Here is a 21,331-nt window from a genome sequence, read left to right as displayed (position 1 = left end):
ATGGCGTTCGGGCATCCGTTTGTTAGCCTGGTCGTGACACCGGCTCGATCCAAGCCCCCGGGCCCAACCTTCGTCGCTACGAGCGACCACTTGCCGCGAGGCGAGCATGGCGGGTCGGTGTCATGAACGAGGGGAGAGGCCCGCATCACCTGTGATGCGGGCCTCTTTCCTGCGCCGGGCACGGCCGCGCCCGCCCGTTCCTCGAGAACAAAACGATCGCAATTCGGGGCGGCTTTCCCGTACTCGTCGGTAGGTGCGACGATCGGACCGCAATCCCGCGACCCAGCAGTGCAGAGGAAGTCGGCCATGGCAACGGCGCCCAGCGTCTCCTACTCGATGACGGTCCGGCTGGAGGTGCCCGCCAGCGGCACCGCGGTCTCCCAGCTCACCGGAGCCGTCGAGTCCCACGGAGGCTCGGTGACCGGCCTCGACGTCACGGCGTCCGGCCACGAGAAGCTCCGCATCGACGTCACCATCGCCGCCACCTCCACCTCCCACGCCGACGAGATCGTCGAGCAGCTGCGCGGCATCGAGGGCGTCACCCTCGGCAAGGTCTCCGACCGTACGTTCCTGATGCACCTCGGCGGCAAGATCGAGATGGCGTCCAAGCACCCCATCCGCAACCGTGACGACCTCTCGATGATCTACACGCCGGGTGTGGCCCGGGTCTGCATGGCGATCGCCGAGAACCCCGAGGACGCCCGGCGTCTCACCATCAAGCGCAACTCCGTTGCGGTCGTGACGGACGGTTCCGCCGTGCTCGGCCTCGGCAACATCGGCCCGAAGGCCGCGCTGCCCGTCATGGAGGGCAAGGCGGCCCTCTTCAAGCGGTTCGCCGGCATCGACGCCTGGCCGCTGTGCCTGGACACCCAGGACACCGACGCCATCGTCGAGATCGTCAAGGCGATCGCCCCCGGCTTCGCGGGCATCAACCTCGAGGACATCTCCGCCCCCCGCTGCTTCGAGATCGAGGCCCGGCTGCGCGAGGCGCTCGACATCCCCGTCTTCCACGACGACCAGCACGGCACCGCGATCGTCGTCCTCGCCTCCCTCACCAACGCCCTGCGTGTCGTGGGCAAGGGCATCGGCGACGTGCGCGTGGTCATGTCCGGCGCGGGCGCGGCCGGCACGGCCATCCTCAAGCTGCTGCTCGCCGCCGGGGTCAAGAACGCGGTCGTCGCCGACATCCACGGCGTGGTCCACGCGGGCCGCCCGGACCTCGTCGACGCGGCCCCCGACTCGGCGCTGTGCTGGATCGCCGACAACACCAACCCCGAGGGCCTCACGGGCACGCTGAAGGAGGCCGTGCGCGGCGCGGACGTCTTCATCGGCGTCTCCGCCCCGAACGTCCTCGACGGCGACGACGTGGCCGCGATGGCCGAGGGTTCCATCGTGTTCGCGCTCGCGAACCCCGACCCCGAGGTCGACCCGGCGGTCGCCCGCCAGACGGCGTCGGTCGTGGCCACCGGCCGCTCCGACTTCCCCAACCAGATCAACAACGTGCTGGTCTTCCCGGGCGTCTTCCGCGGCCTGCTGGACGCGCAGTCCCGCACCGTCAACACGGAGATGATGCTCGCGGCCGCGAAGGCCCTCGCGGACGTCGTGAGCGAGGACGAGCTCAACGCGAACTACATCATCCCGAGCGTCTTCAACGACAAGGTCGCGGGCGCGGTGGCCGGCGCGGTGCGCGAGGCCGCCAAGGCCGCCGGGGCGTCGGCCTCGTAGCCTTTGTAGGCTCTGTCGTGCAGCACGCGGGGGCCGGGGCGGTCTGTGACGATCGCCACGACGGCCCCCGCATCGGCGCGTCGTGGAACGTCGCGCCGTGGACGGCCCTCTAGGGTTGCGCCCGAGCCAAGCGCTCTCGTGTGACTCCCAAGGGTTGTCTCACGACTCCGAGCGGGTGCCGGATTGGCTTTCCCGCCGCAGGTAGGGGCAGGATGCGTCCCTGGGCGCGAGCACAACGACTTCGCTGTGCCCCACAGGCGGCTCTGCCGCGTGGCACGCCTCAACGGCAAGAAGAACACGGGAGTAAGAACATGAACCGCAGTGAGCTGGTGGCCGCGCTGGCCGACCGCGCCGAGGTGACCCGTAAGGACGCCGACGCCGTTCTGGCCGCGTTCGCCGAGACCGTCGGCGAGATCGTCGCCAAGGGCGACGAGAAGGTCACCATCCCCGGCTTCCTGACCTTCGAGCGCACCCACCGTGCCGCTCGCACGGCGCGCAACCCGCAGACCGGTGACCCGATCCAGATCCCGGCCGGCTACAGCGTCAAGGTGTCCGCGGGCAGCAAGCTCAAGGAAGCCGCCAAGGGCAAGTAGGCCTTCGCGTACGCGACGGGATCTGCGTACGAGGCTCAGCAACGCGAATGGGGCGGCTCCCCCGGGGGAGCCGCCCCATCGTCGTACCCGGACGGCGCGCGGGCCGGCGCTGTGACCTAGCCGAGTGCCTTGCCCGGCAGTTCCACCTTCGCGCCGAGCTCCATCAGCTTCTCCATGAAGTTCTCGTAGCCGCGGTTGATGAGGTCGATGCCGTGCACGCGGGAGGTGCCCTGGGCCGCGAGGGCGGCGATCAGGTACGAGAAGCCGCCGCGCAGGTCGGGGATGACCAGATCGGCGCCCTGGAGCTTCGTGGGGCCCGACACGACCGCGGAGTGCAGGAAGTTGCGCTGCCCGAAGCGGCAGTCGGAGCCGCCGAGGCACTCGCGGTAGAGCTGGATGTGGGCGCCCATCTGGTTGAGCGCCGAGGTGAAGCCCAGCCGGGACTCGTAGACCGTCTCGTGGACGATCGACAGGCCGGTGGCCTGGGTGAGGGCGACGACCAGCGGCTGCTGCCAGTCGGTCTGGAAGCCGGGGTGCACGTCCGTCTCGAGGGCGATGGACTTCAGGTTGCCGCCGGGGTGCCAGAAGCGGATGCCCTCGTCGTCGATCTCGAAGGCGCCGCCGACCTTGCGGTAGGTGTTCAGGAACGTCATCATCGAGCGCTGCTGGGCCCCGCGGACGTAGATGTTGCCCTCGGTCGCCAGCGCCGCCGACGCCCAGGACGCGGCCTCCAGACGGTCCGACAGGGCGGCGTGGTTGTAGCCGCCGAGCTTGTCGACGCCGGTGACGCGGATGGTGCGGTCGGTGTCCATCGCGATGATGGCGCCCATCTTCTGCAGCACGCAGATGAGGTCCTCGATCTCCGGCTCCACGGCCGCGTTCGAGAGCTCGGTGACGCCCTCCGCCAGGACGGCCGTCAGCAGAACCTGCTCGGTCGCGCCGACCGACGGGTACGGCAGCCGGATCTTCGTGCCGCGCAGCCGCCGCGGCGCCTCCAGGTACTGCCCGTCCTCGCGCTTCTCGATCGTCGCGCCGAACTGCCGCAGCACCTCGAAGTGGAAGTCGATGGGCCGCCCGCCGATGTCGCACCCGCCGAGGCCGGGAATGAAGGCGTGGCCGAGACGGTGCAGCAGCGGACCGCAGAGGAGGATCGGGATGCGGCTGGAGCCCGCGTGGGCGTCGATGTCGGCGACGTTGGCGCTCTCGACGTAGGTCGGGTCGAGCACCAGCTCGCCCGGCTCCTCGCCCGGACGGACCGTCACCCCGTGCAGTTGCAGCAGACCGCGCACGACCCGCACGTCACGGATGTCCGGAACGTTGCGCAGCCGGCTCGGCTCACTGCCCAGCAGGGCGGCGACCATGGCCTTGGGTACGAGGTTCTTCGCACCGCGGACCCGGATCTCGCCCTCGAGCGGGGTGCCGCCGTGGACAAGCAGTACGTCGTCAGAGCCGTTGACGGTCATGTGTCTCGCGTTCCATGGATGGTGGATCAGGGCAGGGCCGTTGGGGTGGGGGCAGGGCCAGATGAAACAGAGTAATCGCCGTCGGCCCCTGCGCCGTAAGCCCGAGGACGCCTCAGGATCGTCATGGCTGTGTCACAACACGTACGGTTCCCCGGCGGGCACACAAGGTCACCGTCGCCCGTCCGTGCGGCGCGTGCGCCCGGTCCGCGTCCGTGCGCCGGTCCGGCTCCCCGCCGCCCCTCGGCCGACGTCCCACCGGCCCGCACCTCCTCGTTCCGCCGCGCGCGCTCTCGCCCCCCGCGTTGCCTCCCCACTCCGCGGGAAGATGCGGGATCATGTCTGGCATGACCGAGGTGTCCTCGCTCACAGGGCGGCTGCTCGTGGCCACGCCCGCCCTGGCGGACCCGAACTTCGACCGTGCGGTGGTGCTCCTCCTCGACCACGACGAGGAGGGCTCACTCGGCGTCGTCCTCAACCGGCCCACCCCGGTGGGCGTCAGCGACATCCTGGAGGACTGGGCGGAGCTCGCGGGCGAACCCGGAGTCGTCTTCCAGGGCGGGCCGGTGTCCCTCGACTCGGCCCTCGGGATCGCCGTCATCCCGGGCGGCGCGGCCGTCGACGGCGCCCCGCTCGGCTGGCGCAGGGTGCACGGCGCGATCGGCCTCGTCGACCTGGAGGCCCCGCCGGAACTCCTCGCCGCGGCGCTCGGCTCCCTGCGGATCTTCGCCGGGTACGCGGGCTGGGGGCCCGGCCAGCTGGAGGACGAGCTCGTGGAGGGCGCCTGGTACGTCGTGGAGTCCGAGCCCGGCGACGTCTCCTCGCCGTCCCCCGAGCGGCTCTGGCGCGAGGTGCTGCGCCGCCAACGCAGCGACCTCGCGATGGTCGCGACCTATCCGGACGACGCCTCGCTGAACTGATGCGCGTGAGCATCCCGGCCCGGCTTCAGTACGCTTGGCGCCATGAGCACTCTTGAGCCTGAGACCCAGCCCCAGCGAGGCACGGGGACGGGGACCCTCGTGGAGCCGACGCCGCAGGTGTCGCACGGCGACGGGGACCACGAGCGCTTCGCCCACTACGTCCAGAAGGACAAGATCATGGCGAGCGCCCTCGACGGGACGCCCGTCGTGGCGCTGTGCGGCAAGGTCTGGGTGCCGGGTCGCGACCCGAAGAAGTATCCGGTGTGCCCCATGTGCAAGGAGATCTTCGAGTCCATGGCGGGCGGCGGGGACGACAAGGGCAAGGGCGGCGACAAGAAGTAGCCCGCGGAGCTTCCAGAGCCCCTGAGGGCGCGTTTCGGCGCGCCCCGGGGGCTTTCGGCGTGTGCGGTGCCGCACGGGGTGCGCCCGGCGTCCCGGGACGTCCCAGATTGGTCCAGACCTCTTGTCGGGGTGATCTCCCGGCCCTAGCCTCCGGTGTGTCGTGAGCCTCCGGCGTGTCGTGCGAAGCGGTGCGAGAACGGTTCCGGAGCCCCTGAACGGACTGGACTGGACTGACGTGACGTCTGCGATGGATCTCGTCCCCGCGCCCCGCACCGTCGAGGGCCCCATGCGCTGCGGTGTCCTGTTCGACGACGACACCACCCTGTGGGCGGCCCCCGGCACGGAGACCACCGAACGCTGGCTGCGCGCCACGCTCGGCGCGGCGCTCGGCCTGACCCTGCGGCCAGGACCGCGGGACGCGCCCGGCGGCGTACGGCTGTGCCTGGACGACACGCTGGAGCCCGAGGCGTACCGGCTGAGCGTCGTCGCGAACCGGGGCGTCGAGATCCGCGGCGGGGGCCCCGCCGGCGTCTTCTGGGGCGCCCAGACGCTCCGGCAGCTCCTCGGTCCGGAAGCCTTCCGGCGCGCCCCCGTCCGGCCCGGGACCAGGTACGGCGTCGCGCACCAGACCATCGCGGACGCCCCCCGGTTCCGCTGGCGCGGCCTCATGCTCGACGTCGCCCGGCACTTCATGCCCAAGGACGGCGTCCTGCGCTGCCTGGACCTGATGGCGGCGCACAAACTCAACGTCTTCCACTTCCATCTGACGGACGACCAGGGCTGGCGGATCGAGATCCGCCGGCACCCCCGGCTCACCGAGGTCGGCTCCTGGCGGGCCCGCACGAAGATCGGCCATCGCGCCTCGCCGCTGTGGGAGGACAAGCCGCACGGCGGCTTCTACACCCAGGACGACATTCGGGAGATCGTCGCGTACGCGGCGCAGCGGCACATCACCGTCGTCCCCGAGATCGACGTGCCCGGCCACTCGCAGGCCGCGATCGCCGCGTACCCCGAACTCGGCAACACCGACGTCGTCGACACCACCGCCCTCGCCGTCTGGGACACCTGGGGCGTCAACCCGAACGTCCTCGCCCCCACCGACCACACCCTGCGCTTCTACGAGGGGGTCTTCGAGGAGGTGCTGGAACTGTTCCCCTCGGAGTTCGTCCACGTCGGGGGTGACGAATGCCCCAAGGAGCAGTGGCGGCTCTCACCGGCCGCGCAGGCCCGCATCGCCGAACTCGGCCTCGCGGACGAGGACCAGCTGCAGTCCTGGTTCGTCCGCCACTTCGACACCTGGCTCGCCACGCGCGGGCGGCGGCTCATCGGCTGGGACGAGATCCTGGAGGGCGGGCTCGCGGACGGGGCGGCCGTGTCCTCCTGGCGCGGATACGCGGGCGGGATCGCCGCCGCGCGGGCCGGGCACGACGTGGTGATGTGCCCGGAGCAGCAGGTGTACTTCGACCACCGGCAGGCGGCCGGCGCGGACGAGCCCGTGCCGATCGGCTACGTCCGCACCCTGGAGGACGTCTATCGGTTCGATCCCGTTCCCACGGAGTTGACGCCGGCACAGGCGCGGCACGTGCTCGGCACGCAGGCCAACCTGTGGACCGAGGCGATGGAGGACCACGCGCGCGTGGACTACCAGGCCTTCCCCCGGCTCGCGGCCTTCGCCGAGGTCGCCTGGAGCGATCTGCCCGCCCCGCGGGAGCGGGACTTCGCCGGCTTCGAGCGACGGATGCGGGCCCACTACGCGCGGCTCGACGCCCTGGGCGTGGGCTACCGCCCGCCGGGCGGACCCCGGCCGTGGCAGCGGCGCCCCGGCGTCCTCGGGCGGCCCCTCGAGGGACGGCCCCCGAACCGGTGATCCGGGGCGTCACACCGAAACCCCGGCAGGGTCACCGAAGAGAGGCAATTCGCGCGCACCGGTGATGCCGTGTGAAAACGGACCATCTCCGTGACGAGGTGGGCGAATGCCTCCTAGCGGACCCCCGCGCTCGGGTGTTGCGAAGATGTGCCAGAGTTGCCACGTCCGCCCTGTCAGCACGTACCGTACGGCTTCACAGGTGGGACCAGGTGGGACCAGGTGGGGCAGCGGGAAGGGGCAGCCGGTTTTGAGCACGCACGCACCGCAGGCGGCGCAGGCCGTCACGCTGCCCACGACACTGGACGACGCCGTGGCGGCCCTGGCGGCCATGCCCGCGGCCGTCCCCGTGGCCGGCGGCACCGACCTCATGGCCGCCGTGAACTCGGGTCAGCTGCGCCCCGCCGGGCTGGTGGGCCTCGGCCGGATCAGCGAGATCCGCGGCTGGCAGTACCAGGACGGCCACGCGCTGCTCGGCGCCGGACTCACCCACGCGCGCATGGGCCGCCCCGACTTCGCCGCCCTGATCCCGGCGCTCGCCGCGGCCGCCCGCGCCGCCGGTCCGCCGCAGATCCGCAACGCGGGCACCCTGGGCGGCAACGTCGCCTCGGCCGCCCCCACGGGCGACGCGCTGCCCGTGCTGGCCGCGCTGGAGGCGACCCTGATCGTCGCGGGCCCGGGCGGAGCCCGCCGGGAGGTCCCGGTGTCGCACCTGCTGGCCGGCATGGAGATGCTGCGCGGCGGCGAGCTCATCGGGTACGTGCGCGTGCCCCTGCTGCACGCCCCGCAGGTCTTCCTGAAGGCCACCGGCCGCACCGGTCCGGGACGCGCGGTGGCCTCCGTGGCGCTGGTCCTCGACCCCGCCCGGCGCGGGGTCCGGTGCGCGGTGGGCGCCATAGCGCCGATGCCGCTGCGGCCGCTCGAGGCCGAGCAGTGGGTCGCCCGGCTGATCGACTGGGACAACGGCCGCACGATCGTCCCCGAGGCCCTCACGGCCTTCGGCGAGTACGTCGCCGCCGCCTGCATCCCCGACCCGACGCCCGGCGTGGACGGCTCCGTGCCGGAACTTCCACCCGCCGTACTGCACCTGCGGCGCACCGTCGCCGCACTGGCCCGACGAGCACTGGGGAGGGCGCTGTCGTGACCGACGACCAGCACGGACCCGGACACGGACAGGAGAACGGGCGGGACCAGGGCGCGCCGCAGGGCGCCGGCCGCTGGGACCCGTTGCCGCACGGGGACTACGACGACGGCGCGACCGCCTTCGTGAAGCTTCCCGAAGGCGGCATCGACGCCCTTCTCGCGGGCCGCGGCGACAGCCCGCTCGCCGCGCCCGGCCACGGGTACGTGCCGCCGCAGATAGCGGTGGCGCCCCCCGCGGACGACGCCGCCACCTGGGCGGCCCCGGCCGGCGGCGACTGGCCCGTCGCGCAGGACACCCCGCAGACGGTGGGCGACGACCGCTTCAGGTACAACCCGGGCGCGACCGGCCAGTGGACGTTCGAGGACGCCTCGGCGGGCCCGGGCGCACCGTCGTCCGCTCCCGCCCCGGGCCACGACGTGACCGGCCAGTGGTCGATCCCCGTGGCCGGCGGCGACCTTCCCGACGAATCGGGCGAGTTCACCGCGTCGTCCCTGGTCGAGCAGTGGGGCAGCACGCCCCCCGCCACCCTGCCCGGCGGCGCGTCCGCACCCTGGGCGACGGAGCCGCCCGACACGGCGCACCAGACGTGGGCGCAGCCCGCCGACGAGGCCGGTCAGCCCGTCCCGCAGGCGACGGACCCGGAGCCGTACGGCCACGCGCCCGCGCAACTGCCCCCGCACGGGACGGGGACCCCGTTCGCGCCGGAGCACGACCCGTCGGCCGCGGCCGACGACCGGGTCCGCCCCGACGCCGAGCCGGCCGCCCCGCACTCCCACCCGAGCGGCGCGTTCGGCCCGGAGGTCTCCGCCGAGGCCTACACGGTGCCCGCCGACGGCCCCGCCGCAACCGCCCGCCAGGCCACTGAGGCCGAGGGAGCCGCCGGGACGCCCGGGGAGCCGGAGTCCGCCCGCGAAGCCGCCCACGGCCCCGCGGGAGCCGTCCACCGGCCCGCGCGGCCGCCGGCCGGGCAGGCCGCCGCGGACGACGACGCCCCCGCCGGCGACGCCCCGCAGCCCCACGCCTCCGACCCGCACGCCCCGGACCCGCACGCCCCGGACCCGCACGCCCCAGACCCGCACGCCTCCGACCCGGAGCCGGCGGCGGACGAGGTCGCCGGCGACGTCCCGCCGCCGTTCCACGAGGAACACCCCCTCGCCGGTTACGTGCTGCGCGTCAACGGCTCCGACCGCCCCGTCACCGACGCCTGGATCGGCGAGTCCCTGCTCTACGTGCTGCGCGAGCGGCTCGGCCTCGCGGGCGCCAAGGACGGCTGCTCGCAGGGCGAATGCGGCGCCTGCAACGTCCAGGTGGACGGACGGCTCGTCGCCTCCTGCCTGGTCCCGGCCGTCACCACCGCCGGCAGTGAGATCCGCACCGTCGAGGGGCTGGCCGTCGACGGACAGCCCTCGGACGTGCAGCGGGCCCTCGCCGCCTGCGGGGCCGTGCAGTGCGGCTTCTGCGTGCCCGGCATGGCGATGACCGTGCACGACCTGCTCGAGGGCAATCCGGCGCCGTCCGAACTGGAGGCCCGCCAGGCCCTGTGCGGCAACCTGTGCCGCTGCTCCGGCTACCGGGGCGTCCTGCAGGCCGTCCAGGACGTCGTCGCCGAACGCCAGGCGCACGCCGACGCCGAGACGGACGGGGACGAAGCACGTATCCCCCATCAGGCGGGCCCGGGCGCGGGCGGCGTGCACGCGTCGGCGTTCGAGAACCCGGCGCAGCCCCACCCGCATGACCCCGCCTACGGACAGGGCCAGGACGGAGGTCAGGCGTGACGAACGAGACAGCCACCGCGACGACTCCCGTGGAGGCCGCTGTGGCCCCCGAGCCGGTCCCGCACGGCCTCGGCGTGTCCCTGCAGCCCGCCGACGCGCGCGCCAAGACGGAGGGCACCTTCCCGTACGCGGCCGACCTGTGGGCCGAGGGCCTGCTCTGGGCGGCCGTCCTGCGATCACCGCACCCGCACGCGCGCATCGTCTCCATCGACACCTCCCACGCGCGTGAGATGCCCGGCGTGCGGGCCGTCGTCACCCACGAGGACGTCCCGGGCCGCGCGCTGCACGGCCGGGGCACCGCCGACCGGCCGGTGTTCGCCTCCGACGTGGTCCGCCACCACGGCGAGCCCATCGCGGCCGTCGCCGCCGACCACCCCGACACCGCGCGCATGGCCGCGGCGGCCGTCATCGTCGAGTACGAGACGCTCGACCCGGTGATCGACCCCGAGCAGGCCTTCGAGGCGGCGCCCCTGCACCCCGACGGCAACCTGATCCGGCACATCCCGCTGCACCACGGCGACCCCGCCGCGGCCGGCGTCGTCGTCGTCGAGGGCCAGTACCGCATCGGGCGCGCCGACCCCGCCCCCATCGGCGCCGAGGCCGGCCTCGCCGTGCCCCGCCCCGACGGCGGCGTGGAGCTCTACCTCGCCTCCACCGACCCGCACACCGACCGCGACACGGCCGCCGCCTGCTTCGGACTCGACCCCGAACGGGTGAAGATCGTCGTCACCGGCGTGCCCGGCGCCACCGCCGACCGCGAGGACCAGGGCTTCCAGCTCCCGCTGGGCCTGCTGGCTCTCAGGACCGGCTGCCCGGTGAAGCTCACGGCGACCCGCGAGGAGTCCTTCCTCGGCCACGCCCACCGCCACCCCACGCTGCTGCGCTACCGCCACCACGCCGACGCCGACGGCCGGCTGGTGAAGGTCGAGGCGCAGATCCTGCTGGACGCGGGCGCCTACGCCGACACCTCCGCCGAGGCGCTGGCCGCCGCCGTCTCCTTCGCCTGCGGTCCCTACGTCGTGCCGAACGCCTTCATCGAGGGCTGGGCGGTGCGCACCAACAACCCGCCGTCGGGCCATGTGCGCGGCGAGGGCGCGATGCAGGTGTGCGCCGCCTACGAGGCGCAGATGGACAAGCTGGCGAAGAAGCTCGGCGTCGACCCCGCGGAGCTGCGGCTGCGCAACGTCATGGCGACCGGGGACGTCCTGCCGACCGGCCAGACGGTGACCTGCCCCGCCCCCGTCGCCGAACTCCTCCAGGCCGTCCAGGAGTTCCCCCTCCCGTCGCTGCCCAAGGACGCGCCCGAAGAGGACTGGCTGCTGCCCGGCGGCCCCGAGGGCGCGGGCGAGCCGGGCGCGGTGCGCCGCGGCGTCGGCTACGGCCTGGGCATGGTCCACATGCTGGGCGCGGAGGGCGCCGACGAGGTCTCCACCGCCACCGTGAAGGTCCAGGACGGCGTCGCGACGGTGCTGTGCGCGGCGGTCGAGACCGGCCAGGGCTTCACCACGCTGGCCCGTCAGATCGTCCAGGAGACGCTGGGCGTCGACGAGGTCCACGTGGCCCCCGTGGACACCGACCAGCCCCCCGCCGGGCCCGGCTGCCGGGGCCGTCACACCTGGGTCTCGGGCGGCGCGGTGGAACGCGCGGCGAAGATGGTCCGCACGCAGTTGCTCCAGCCGCTCGCGCACAAGTTCGGCATGTCCACGGAACTGCTGCAGATCACCGACGGCAGGATCACCTCCTACGACGGCGTCCTGTCGACGCCCGTCACGGAGGAGATGCAGGGCAAGGAACTGTGGGCGACCGCACAGTGCCGCCCGCATCCCACCGAGCCGCTGGACGCGGCAGGCCAGGGCGACGCCTTCGTCGGCCTCGCGTTCTGCGCGATCCGCGCGGTCGTGGACGTCGACATCGAGCTCGGCTCGGTGCGGGTCGTGGAACTCGCCGTCGCCCAGGACGTCGGCCGGATCCTGAACCCGGCCCAGCTCGCCGCCCGCATCGAGGCGGGCGTCACCCAGGGCGTGGGCATCGCGCTCACCGAGAACCTGCGCACCCCCCGCGGCCTGATCCGCCACCCCGACCTCACCGGCTACGCGCTGCCCACGGCCTTGGACGCCCCGGACATCCGGATCGTCAAACTGGTCGAGGAGCGGGACGTGGTCGCGCCGTTCGGGGCGAAGGCCGCCAGCGCGGTCCCGGTCGTCACCTCGCCGGCGGCGATCGCCTCCGCCGTCCGCGCCGCGACCGGCCGCCCCGTGAACCGCCTCCCGATAAGGCCGCAGGCCGCGGTGGTGACGGACCGGTGAGCGACCCGGCGCCGGTCGACCCACCGGGCGATCTTCGGCCCGAACCCCCGCAGTACGAACCCCCGCAGTACGAATCCCGGCAGTACGAACCCCCGCCGAGCGCGGGCAAGCTGCTGCTCTGGATCCTGCTGTTCGTGACGGCGGCGCTGGCCGTGGTGCTGGGCGGCGTGTACTTCACCTGAGCGGCGAACACGAGCGGCGAACACGAGCGGCGCACACGAGCGCCGCGCCCCGTGAGCACGGGTGGCACCGGGCGATCCGGGCGATCCGAGTGGGAAGGCAACGCATCGGGTCGCCGTGACGTCTTCCGTTGAGGACCGGTGCCGGCGCTACGGGCGGAACCCCCGGCGCGGACGGGCGTCGCCGCTGGTCGGAGCCGTTGTCAGTGGCACCGCATAGGCTGCGGAGCAGTGGGACGGCGCACGCGACTTTCGCCAGGGGGACCGATGAGCACGACCAGGACCACCACCGCCATGACGACGATCACTTTCACCGAGGACGAGCTGAACACGTACGTCGCACACCCCCCGGCCCGCCGCCGGCCGGCCGGACCGGGTCTGCGGGGCCTGCCGGGCGACGGCACCCTGATGACGATGGACGCGCCGCGCACCGGCGCTCCGGCCACGGTCGCCGGCGCCCGCCGGGAGACGGAGTCGGTCCTGCTCGACGGGATGACGGGAGAGATCTCGACGACGTACTTCTTCCACGACCGCCTCGACCTGATGGACGCCCCGCCGCTCGCCCCGTCCCTGGAGAAGCTGCTCCGCCGTGCCACGGCCGTGGACGAACTGGCGGCCCTGCGCGGGCAGTTCGCCTGCTACGCCGGCCGGCTCGGGCCGAAGGCGGTGGCCGGGGCCTCCCGGCGGCTGCTGGCGGTGTTCGAGGCGGGCGCCGAAGGCCCGGGCGACGCCTTTGCCCTGTTCTGGAAGCTGGCCGCGGTGATCCGTCCGCTGGCCCTGGTGGCAGGTCCTGTCACGACGTCCGGCCTGGCCCTGGATCTGCCGGTCCGGTTGCTGGACGAGGAGTTCGGCTCCGCCGGCGTCGTCCGCTTCGAGGACATCGACCTGCCCGACGCGCTCGCGCACGCTCCGACCCGGCGCTTCCTGCGCGGGACGGGCCTGCCGGAGGAGACCGTCCCGTTCTCGCTGGAGACGGAACTGCCGCTGCGGACCCTCGCCGAGCACCTCGCCGACCTCCGCACCGACGACTCGGTCGGCGGCGGTGCGGGAAACCGGCTTCCGGCGCACGCCGACCGCCTCATCCGGCTGGGGAGCCTCGCCGAGGACACCAGCCTCGTCGTGGACGGCGCCACGGGCGCGGTGCTGAGCTGGAGCGAGCCGGACCACACCCCGCGTCCGCTCAACGCCGACATCTCCACCCTCGCGTTCACCCTCTGGCTGCTGAGACACGAGCAGGCCCTGGACGCGGTACGCGAACTGACCGACGCCTACGGCCGGCTCGCCGACACGATGTCCCGCACCCTGGCCGCCGTCGACCCGGCCGGCCCGGTCGCCCCGGCCGACATGGTCGCCCCGGTGGCCTGTGACGCCACTCCGGCCGACCCCGCGGACGCCTGACGAGCCACCACGCACCACCCGCCACGCACCGCGCCGCACGCCACGCTCTGTGCGGCAGGGCGACGGCGGTCTCCCGCCGGCCAGGTCCGGCCGTCCGCCGTGACTGCCCGCCCGCCCGGCGTACGGGTGCGTGCGGGGCGGGCGGGCAGTCACGGCCTCGGAGGGTCAGGTGACGGTGATCTCCGCCAGCTGAAGGCGGAACTTGGCGGTCTCGTCGGATGCCGGAGTGCCGAGCCGGGTCGCCGTCAGACGCAGGTAGCGGCCGGTGACGGAGGTGAGCGGGTAGGTCTGGGCGGCCCCGTTCGGGTTGGCCTGGCCGGTGACGGTGCGGGCGGTGGTGTAGGTGCCGGATCCGTCGGGGCGGGTCTGCACGGTGAAATCGGCGGGGAAGCCCGCCGAGCCGCCGCCGGTCCCACTGGCGTCGGTGCGGGGGTGGAGGGTGACGGAGCCGATGGACCGGTCGGCGCCGAGGTCGACCTCGATCCACACGGGTGTGGCGCTGACGTCGGCGGCGGCGAAGTCGATGCTGGTGAAGCCCTTGGCGCCGGTGACGCTGGTGGTGGTGCCGTCCAGGAGGCGGGTCTTGCCCCAGTCGCTGTTCTCCAGTGTGCAGTTGGCCTTCACGGTCGTCGCGGAGGTCGGGACGGTGAGTTCGGCGAGCTGAAGGCGGAACTTGGCGGACTCGTCGGACGCGGGGGCGCCGAGCTTGGTGGCCTGGAGGCGGACGTGGCGGGCGGTGGTGGTCTTGAATCCGTACGTCTGGACCGCGCCGTTGGGATTCGCCTGCCCGGTGACGGTGCGGACGGTGGTGTAGGCGCTTCCGCCGTCGGGGCGGGTCTGGACGGTGAAGTCGACGGGGAAGCCCGCGCTGCCGCCACCGGCCGCGGGGGTGTCGGTGCGGGGGAAGAGGCGTACGGCGTCGAGGTCGGTGTCGGCGCCGAGGTCGATCTCCACCCAGACGGGGTTCGCGCTGACGTCGGCGGAGGTGAACTCGTTGCTGGTGTAGCCCCTGGCGCCCGACACGCTGGTGAGCTTGCCGTCGGTGAGCCGGTTCTTGCCCCAGCTGCTGTTCTCCAGGCTGTTGTTGCTGGTGACCGGGCGGTTCAGGGCCAGGTTGTCGAGGGGGCCGGTGCCGGCGGCCGTGAACGTCCACGTGCCCGGCTGGACCTTGAAGTAGACGTACGAGGAGTCCTTGCCGTCATACGCCAGGCCGCTGACGCTGCCCGTGGAGGAGCCGCCGGTGAACACGGTGGTGCCGTTCGCCTTGATGACCGGCTGGGAGCCGCCGTAGGTGGGCACGCCCACCCGGGCGGTCGTGCCGTCCGGTGAGGTGAGCGTCAGCGTGGCCTGGGTGCCGTCGCGGGTGATGCCGAAGCGGATGTCACCCGCGACGGTCGGCGTCACTGTGTTGATCTTCGTGAGGGTGCCGGTCTGCGGGATCACCTCGTACGTCTCCCAGCCCGCCGTGGTGGGGCGCACACCCGCGGCGTAGGCGGACAGCGCGTACAGCGGGCCGCCGTTCCAGGCGTGGTTGTCGGTGCCCTGCGACTTGACCCACACCTCCCACAGGGTGTGGCAGGCGGGGTCGGCGACCTGGGCGGCGAAGCGGTTGCGCATCCGCTCCTCGGCGACGGTGGCCGCGCCCATCAGGTACAGCGCCTCCAGGACGTAGAACTCCATGTAGGGGCTGGCGTTGAGATGGGTGCGCAGCACGTTGGTGATCGCCGGGTAGTGGCTGGGGGCGGCCAGGCCCGCGACGACGGCGAGGGCGTTGCCCCGGTCGTCGGTGTCGCCGCTGTAGCCGGGCGAGCGGTACTCGTTCTTGGTGGAGTTCCACAGCAGGGTGTCGAAGTTGGCCTTGATGCTGGCGCGCTGGGCCTGCCATCCGGCGACGTCGCCGGTGTTGCCGCTGAGGGCGGCGAGCTTGGCGGCGGTGTCCAGGGCCAGGTAGTACCAGCAGTTGTTCAGGACGCGGGTGTCGATGTTGCTGCCCCAGTCCTGCCAGTCCCAGTCACCGGCGCGGTGGGCCACGAGGCCGTCGCTGCCCAGGCCCCACAGGTCCAGGTACTTCTTCACCGCCGGGTAGGCGCCGGTGACCGTGCTCGTGTCGCCGGTGTAGAGGTGGAACGTCCAGAACGACCACACCGAGGCGAGCATCTGGTTGGGCAGTTCGGCGGTCCAGATGGTCGAGGGCATCGGGGAGTAGAGCGCCCCGGTGTCCTTCTGCCAGGAGGCCAGCTGCGAGATGGCCTTCTTGCCGAGGGCGTGGGAGTTGGTGTCGAAGGTGTAGAAACCTTCCTTCAGCTGGTTGACCACGTCGCCCCACCACTGGGCGCGTTCGCGGGTGGGGCAGTCCATGTAGTTGTCGCGCATGTTGACGTACATGGTGCGGGCGGCCTTGGTCCACACGGTGTCGAAGAGGGCGTCGCTGCTGGTGAACGACCCGGCGAAGTCGGTGTCGTATCCGCTCTCCCGGTACTTGAGATCGACGATCGTCACGTTCGCCGGGATGGTGTACCGCACTGCGGTGCCGCTCATCCAGCCCAGCGCCTCGAACTCCTGCACCCCGCCGGTGCAGACGTAGGTGGCGCGGACGTTGAAGATGGTGGCCTGGTCGATGCCGACCAGGCCCTTGCCGTCGTCGTAGTGGTCGGTCTGGACGCCGATCACCGCGCCGGCCGGAGCGTCGACCTTCAGGTACGGCGTGACCTGGATGTTGGACGGCAGGGTGGCCGAGATGGCCGTGGAGCCCTGGCCGACGCCCGGGAGCGAGGCGGCGTTGGTGTACGACTTCAGGCCGGAGTAGCGGAACTGCGGGATCGGCCGTTGGACGAGGCCGTTCCAGGGGGCGGCGCCGGCGGCGCCGAAGTCGGTGGGCGCGCTCCAGGCGCTGTCGTCGAAGCCGGCGGACTGCCAGTCGGCCATGGCGGTGGCGCTGCGGGCGTCGTAGTAGACGTTCGATTCCGGCAGCCGGAAGTTGACCTGGGTGCCACTGGTGTTGTTCGAGTAGCCCGGGTGGACGGTGTGCTTCCAGCCGGTGTCGCTGACCAGCCGGGTGGTGGTGGAACCGGTCGTGATGTCGGACTGGAACAGCAGACCGCCCTTGCCGCTGCTGCTGTGCGAGAAGCCCTGCTTGCCGAAGTACCGAACCAGCAGGGCCACCGTGTTGGTGCCGCTGGTCAGGTACGGGGCGAGGTCGATCTCGTCGTAGTAGGTGTCCGTACGGTTCGGGCCGCGCTTGAGTCCGCCCTCGAAGACCACGAGTGTGCCGTTGACCCACAGCCAGTACTTGGAGTCGGCCGCGATCTGGGTCACGGCCTTCGAGGGCGCGGAGCCCAGGGTGAACGATCTGCGGAAGGCCACCCACTGGTTCGTGGAACTGGACGGCGCCCAGATCCACTTCGCGGTCCAGGAGACCGCCGCGGACGCCGCGGGCGCGAGCCCGGGCAGCATCACGGAACCCAGAGTGGGGGCAAGGGCCACGGCTATGGCCGAGCGCAGAATGTTCCGGCGCGTCACATCGTGCATCGCGGGCTCCTAGGGGCTGTGCGGAGAGCGGAGGGGGCGGCGAACGCGTCGGCAGCCCGGGGGGTCGAGACGGCGCGGAATTGTTGCTTCCGGAATTCTGAATCGTTTCAATCCGGTGTTTGCAGGCGAGATCCTGACCCTGGTGCAGGCGTCGTGTCAATGGCCGCGCCACCGGAACTTGCGGGAGCGGCCCGAGTGGTGTCGGGGGTCTGCGCAGTTCAGGGGGGCGAAGCGCGGAGGTTTCCACCGCGGTGAGAGGTCAGGTGATGGGGTCGGGACCGAACCGGTCAGTTCCATTGACGTACTCTCGGCCGGCATTTATTTTCTGCATCCTCGACCGGCTCAACGCCCTCGACGACGCCCCATGGGCCGACCTCGGCGGCAAGCCACTCGACAACCGGCGTCTGTCCAAGATGCTCGCGGAGTACATGACGGCCGACAACGAGCCGATCGCCTCCCGCAACATCAAGGCCGCTGGCAGTGTCCTCAAGGGCTACTACGCCGCCGATCTCTGGGACGCATGGGCCCGCTACTGCCCCCCCGACAGTCCGCTACCTCCGCTACCCGGCATGGAAAACGCTGCCTGACCAGCAGTTATGAGGTAGCGGCAAGCGTCGGAATCTGCCGCTACCCATCCGCTACCGCTATCCCTTCCCGCTACCTCGAACAGGCCCCTGACCTGCGCGGTAGCGGCGGTAGCGGAAGTAGCGGCCCTCAGAGATACCCCCGAAGGATTGCCACCGAGGAGACTCCGCATGGACACCGTCCGACCCGCCGGAAGTAACAGCCCGGCCCCTGTCTTTCTGACTGTTGAAGAGGCCGCTTACTGCCTCCGCATCGGCCGAACGACCTGCTTCGCCCTCATCCGCACCGGGGAGCTGGAATCCCTGATGATCGGCGGGCTGAGGCGCGTCCCCGCTGACGCCCCGGCCGCGTACCTCGCTCGTCGCTGTGCTGAGCAGCAGGCGGCCTGAACCACCCTTCTCCGGAGCGCTGCCCCATCCTTGGGGCGGCGCTCCGTCGTTTCCACCTGCCACAACGTCAAGGAGTCCATCCGTGGCGGAAGACAAGAAGCGCACCCGACAGTCCAACGGTCGTAGCTCGATCTACCTAGGCAAAGACGGCAAGTGGCACGGCCTCGTCATGGTCGGCATCCGAGACGACGGCACCCCTGATGTCGCCACGTCGAACGCAAAACTCGCGCCGAAGCGACGTCCGCTGTTCGCGAGTTGGAGAAGCAGCGCGACGCCAAGACCGTTCGGAAGCCGGGCAAGGCGTGGACGGTCAAGACATGGCTGACGCACTGGATTGAGAACGTTGCCCCCCTCGCCGTCAAAGACAACACGATGGTGGGGTACCGCGTCGCCGTGCGGAAGCACCTGATCCCCGGCTTGGGGGCTCACCGTCTCGACAGGCTCAAGCCCGAGCACATCGAGGTGTTCTACGCGAACAACATGCAGGCCAACGGCAGCAAGCCCGGGACCGCCCACCAGGTGCATCGCACCTTCCGTACCGCCCTCAATGAGGCCGTGCGGCGAGGGCATCTCGGCAAGAACCCCGTTCAGTTGGCCAAGGCCCCGAAGACGGGGGGTACGAGGTGGAGCCCTACAGCGTTCATGAGGTCCAGCGGTTGCTCAAGGCCGCTGACCAGCACCGCAACTCCGCTCGCTGGGCCGTTGCCCTCGCCCTCGGACTGCGCCAAGGGGAGGTGCTGGGGCTGAAGTGGGAGGACGTGGACCTTGATGGTGGGTTCCTCGTTGTCCGCCGTAGTCGCCATCGGCCGCAGTACGCCCACGGGTGCCCGGAGCCCTGTGGACGCAAGGCCGCCGGGTAGTGCCCGCAGAGGCGACGAACCAATCCCGAGTTGTCCAACACCAAGTCGCGCGCCGGACGTCGCGCGGTCGATCTCCCCGAACAGCTCGTTGACCTACTCCGTGCGCACCTCAAGGCGCAGGAAGCGGAGCGAACGGAGGCCGGGAAGCGCTGGGAAGACCACGGCTTGGTTTTCCCGGATGAACACGGTCGGAGCCCGTCCCACCGGCGAGACTGGACTGAGTGGAAGGATCTTCTGGCAGAGGCGAAAGTTCGGGACGGGCGTCTGCACGACGCGCGTCACACGGCCGCCACGGTGCTGCTCATCCTCGGTGTTCCCGAGCGCGCCGTCATGGGCCTCATGGGGTGGTCGACCACGGCTGTGGCCGCTCGCCATCAGCTCATGATGGATGCCGTTCGGACGGACATCGCAAGGCAGGTGGACGGCCTGATCTGGAAGCCGGAGGTGGACCGGCAGGGCGACGATGGGGCGCTTGCGTCAACCATTCGAAAGCGGGGCGGAGGGCAGGTCTTCAACGGACCGACCCTCCGACGGTGGGCGGGCGCGTCACCCGAGCACAAGCCTGAGGTTGTCGCGAAATTCCACAAATCCGGGGGATGTGATCAGGCCCTTGCGTTGCATCAGTTGATCCATGAAATCAAGCATCTTCCTTTCGCAAGAAGTGTCCGGGTTGTTCGATTCTTGCCTTGCTGTAACTGACAAAGCTCGATCCATGGCATTCATCGGGGTTACGATGACACTCCTTGGGATGGCGACCCTTTTACCTGAGTCGTACTCTAGCAATCCGTCGAACTCGTACACCCAGACGGTAGCCGAATCTCCTTCCTCTTCCGGGCCAATGGTAACTCCGATGGTTTCAATTTTGTGTGCTGCGACCTTAAAATCGATTGGCCGATCGATCTGAACCCCTGATTTGGTATCCGTGGGGATGGCGAACTTGTATGCTGGATACACAAAACCTGGTCCACCGCCGTCACAAACGGGAAGATTTTTAATCTGGTGAAACTTTAGGTTGATGGAGGTTACCTGCGCATCGACATTACTTGCGTTCTTCAGGGATATCCTAAAAGTAGATGCCTCCTTGTAGAGAATCTTACTCTTCTCGCCTGTTGCGGCGTTCAGTCCGTCTGCGGTAACTGATGCATCGTATCCGATCCTGTAGCTGCTCACCGCAAGCTCGTTATCGTTTCCTGAATCTTTCTCCGGCTGAACCCCCGGGAAGAACGTGAAAAATAAGGCCACCGCGGCACCTAAAGCGGCAATCACGCCTCCGATTACCGTGACCTTAACCCCGAACCGATCCCATTTCCCGGGTGGCGGGGTGGCCGGGTCGGGCGGAGGTGGCGGGGTGGCCGGGTCGGGCGGAGGTGGCGGGGTGGCCGGGTCGGGCGGAGGTGGCGGGGTGGCCGGGTTCATTTTTTCTCCAGACCGGAAATCATGCGCAACCTGCGATCTGCATGGTTCGCGCCTTCGAAAGTTGCATCTTGGCGGGAGTCCAATATGCGGTTCGGAAATACAATATCGAGGGACATGCGATGGCATCGGAATCCCGGCGAATGGCGCCCATAACAGTAAGTCTAGAACCTTCGAAGTGAATCCTCCTCACTGTGACCCATTGGCTCGCACTCACGACTCTACCGATGCTCTTCGGGTCTCGGTCGGCAGTTTCCCCGCTAAATACTTCCAGCTGAGTCGGTGCGCTTGAGTCTCCGGTGTAACACATGTATTGAACGATGAAATCATTAGCTCCATCGCCGTTGAGGTCGGCTCTCTGGACGGGAAATGGATAGATCTCAACTCCGAGGCCCGGGATGTGGCAGTCAACTAATGGAGCGACGATTCGTTTCCACTGGGATAGTGGGAGGTCGGCGCGAGACTCTGTGCTCGATGATTGCTCGGCATGAGGTTCTGTGGTCGATGATTGCTGTACGCAGCTGGATATCAAGCAGAGTGCACCAAAGGTCGCCAGTGAGCGCATTATCCCTTTAAGGTTTTCGTGACTTCTGGTTGGGTGCATCGGTGGCATGGCGGCATCCTGCCATATGACGCATCTGAGTGCTTAAGGGAATCGCATACTGGCGATACAAAATATCCTCAGCATCCCCAATAGGCGCTCCCGTAACCTCTGTCACAGCAATGTGATCTTGTCGGGAGTGGTGTGCGTCCTGGGTGGTTGATCACCGCGCGGCGAGGCGAGGGCGACCGTAGGTGTGCAGGGCGTGGTCGCGGTGTCTGCCGCTGGAGGACCGGACGCAATGGGCGC

The 21,331-nt window shown here is 70.5% G+C and carries 14 protein-coding genes and 2 pseudogenes; 13 read left to right on the top strand and 3 right to left on the bottom strand.

What is annotated here, in order from left to right; genetic code table 11:
* The first annotated feature begins 306 nt into the window (after positions 1-306).
* Together QF032_RS15600 and QF032_RS15595 are read left to right on the top strand one after the other, a co-directional pair.
* The gene (locus QF032_RS15600) at positions 307-1,725 is read left to right on the top strand and encodes an NAD-dependent malic enzyme (RefSeq protein ID WP_306951988.1); all 1,419 of its coding nucleotides are present in this window, start codon (positions 307-309) and stop codon (positions 1,723-1,725) included.
* A 311-nt stretch (positions 1,726-2,036) separates the two neighbouring features.
* Positions 2,037-2,318: an HU family DNA-binding protein gene (locus tag QF032_RS15595; RefSeq protein ID WP_007382399.1), complete on the top strand. Its 282-nt coding sequence runs from the start codon at positions 2,037-2,039 to the stop codon at positions 2,316-2,318.
* 116 nt (positions 2,319-2,434) lie between these two features.
* Here the strand turns inward: QF032_RS15595 and murA are convergent, their stop codons facing one another.
* Positions 2,435-3,781, bottom strand: a complete 1,347-nt coding sequence (gene murA, locus QF032_RS15590; protein ID WP_306951990.1) for a UDP-N-acetylglucosamine 1-carboxyvinyltransferase — start codon at positions 3,779-3,781, stop codon at positions 2,435-2,437.
* 344 nt (positions 3,782-4,125) lie between these two features.
* Here murA and QF032_RS15585 point away from each other — a divergent pair, with 344 nt between their 5' ends.
* The 8 genes from QF032_RS15585 (at position 4,126) to QF032_RS15550 (ending at position 13,706) form a co-directional block, all read left to right on the top strand.
* A complete protein-coding gene (locus tag QF032_RS15585) occupies positions 4,126-4,698 on the top strand; it encodes a YqgE/AlgH family protein (protein WP_307043364.1) in 573 nt (190 codons plus the stop codon).
* A gap of 42 nt (positions 4,699-4,740) precedes the next feature.
* A complete protein-coding gene (locus tag QF032_RS15580; RefSeq protein WP_069773379.1) occupies positions 4,741-5,040 on the top strand; it encodes a DUF3039 domain-containing protein in 300 nt (99 codons plus the stop codon).
* A gap of 247 nt (positions 5,041-5,287) precedes the next feature.
* The gene (locus QF032_RS15575; RefSeq protein WP_307060271.1) at positions 5,288-6,907 is read left to right on the top strand and encodes a beta-N-acetylhexosaminidase; all 1,620 of its coding nucleotides are present in this window, start codon (positions 5,288-5,290) and stop codon (positions 6,905-6,907) included.
* Between the two features lie 247 nt (positions 6,908-7,154).
* Complete coding sequence (locus tag QF032_RS15570; protein WP_306951996.1) at positions 7,155-8,048, top strand: FAD binding domain-containing protein; 894 nt, start codon at positions 7,155-7,157, stop codon at positions 8,046-8,048.
* Positions 8,045-9,823: a 2Fe-2S iron-sulfur cluster-binding protein gene (locus QF032_RS15565; RefSeq protein ID WP_307056252.1), complete on the top strand. Its 1,779-nt coding sequence runs from the start codon at positions 8,045-8,047 to the stop codon at positions 9,821-9,823. The genes QF032_RS15570 and QF032_RS15565 overlap by 4 nt, the downstream gene beginning before the upstream one ends.
* Positions 9,820-12,129 carry a xanthine dehydrogenase family protein molybdopterin-binding subunit gene (locus QF032_RS15560; RefSeq protein WP_307056251.1) on the top strand — a complete coding sequence of 770 codons (2,310 nt, stop codon included), beginning with the start codon at positions 9,820-9,822 and terminating at the stop codon, positions 12,127-12,129. Before QF032_RS15565 ends, QF032_RS15560 begins: the two co-directional genes overlap by 4 nt.
* Positions 12,126-12,311: a hypothetical protein gene (locus QF032_RS15555; protein ID WP_307056250.1), complete on the top strand. Its 186-nt coding sequence runs from the start codon at positions 12,126-12,128 to the stop codon at positions 12,309-12,311. The genes QF032_RS15560 and QF032_RS15555 overlap by 4 nt, the downstream gene beginning before the upstream one ends.
* Positions 12,312-12,575: 264 nt before the next feature.
* Positions 12,576-13,706 (top strand): SUKH-4 family immunity protein, encoded by a 1,131-nt coding sequence (locus QF032_RS15550; RefSeq protein ID WP_307056249.1) that lies wholly within the window; start codon positions 12,576-12,578, stop codon positions 13,704-13,706.
* Positions 13,707-13,871: 165 nt separating this feature from the next.
* On the opposite strand, the gene QF032_RS15545 is transcribed toward QF032_RS15550, so the two are convergent.
* A complete protein-coding gene (locus tag QF032_RS15545; protein ID WP_307056248.1) occupies positions 13,872-17,234 on the bottom strand; it encodes an alpha-L-rhamnosidase-related protein in 3,363 nt (1,120 codons plus the stop codon).
* Positions 17,235-17,563: 329 nt separating this feature from the next.
* Between QF032_RS15545 and QF032_RS15540 the strand changes: the two are divergent.
* From QF032_RS15540 to QF032_RS15530, 3 genes and pseudogenes are all read left to right on the top strand, one after another.
* Positions 17,564-17,821: pseudogene (locus tag QF032_RS15540) on the top strand (DUF3631 domain-containing protein); the annotation flags it as partial.
* A gap of 168 nt (positions 17,822-17,989) precedes the next feature.
* Positions 17,990-18,208 carry an excisionase family DNA-binding protein gene (locus QF032_RS15535; RefSeq protein ID WP_307043354.1) on the top strand — a complete coding sequence of 73 codons (219 nt, stop codon included), beginning with the start codon at positions 17,990-17,992 and terminating at the stop codon, positions 18,206-18,208.
* 82 nt (positions 18,209-18,290) lie between these two features.
* A pseudogene (locus QF032_RS15530) lies at positions 18,291-19,533 on the top strand (tyrosine-type recombinase/integrase); the annotation flags it as partial.
* A gap of 81 nt (positions 19,534-19,614) precedes the next feature.
* Here QF032_RS15530 and QF032_RS15525 read toward each other — a convergent pair.
* Positions 19,615-20,484, bottom strand: a complete 870-nt coding sequence (locus QF032_RS15525) for a hypothetical protein (RefSeq protein ID WP_307056247.1) — start codon at positions 20,482-20,484, stop codon at positions 19,615-19,617.
* Between the last annotated feature and the right edge of the window lie 847 nt (positions 20,485-21,331).

Origin of the sequence: Streptomyces achromogenes (assembly GCF_030816715.1) — a bacterium.
Lineage (GTDB): Bacteria > Actinomycetota > Actinomycetes > Streptomycetales > Streptomycetaceae > Streptomyces > Streptomyces achromogenes_A.
This window is presented reverse-complemented; position numbering and strand designations above follow the sequence as displayed.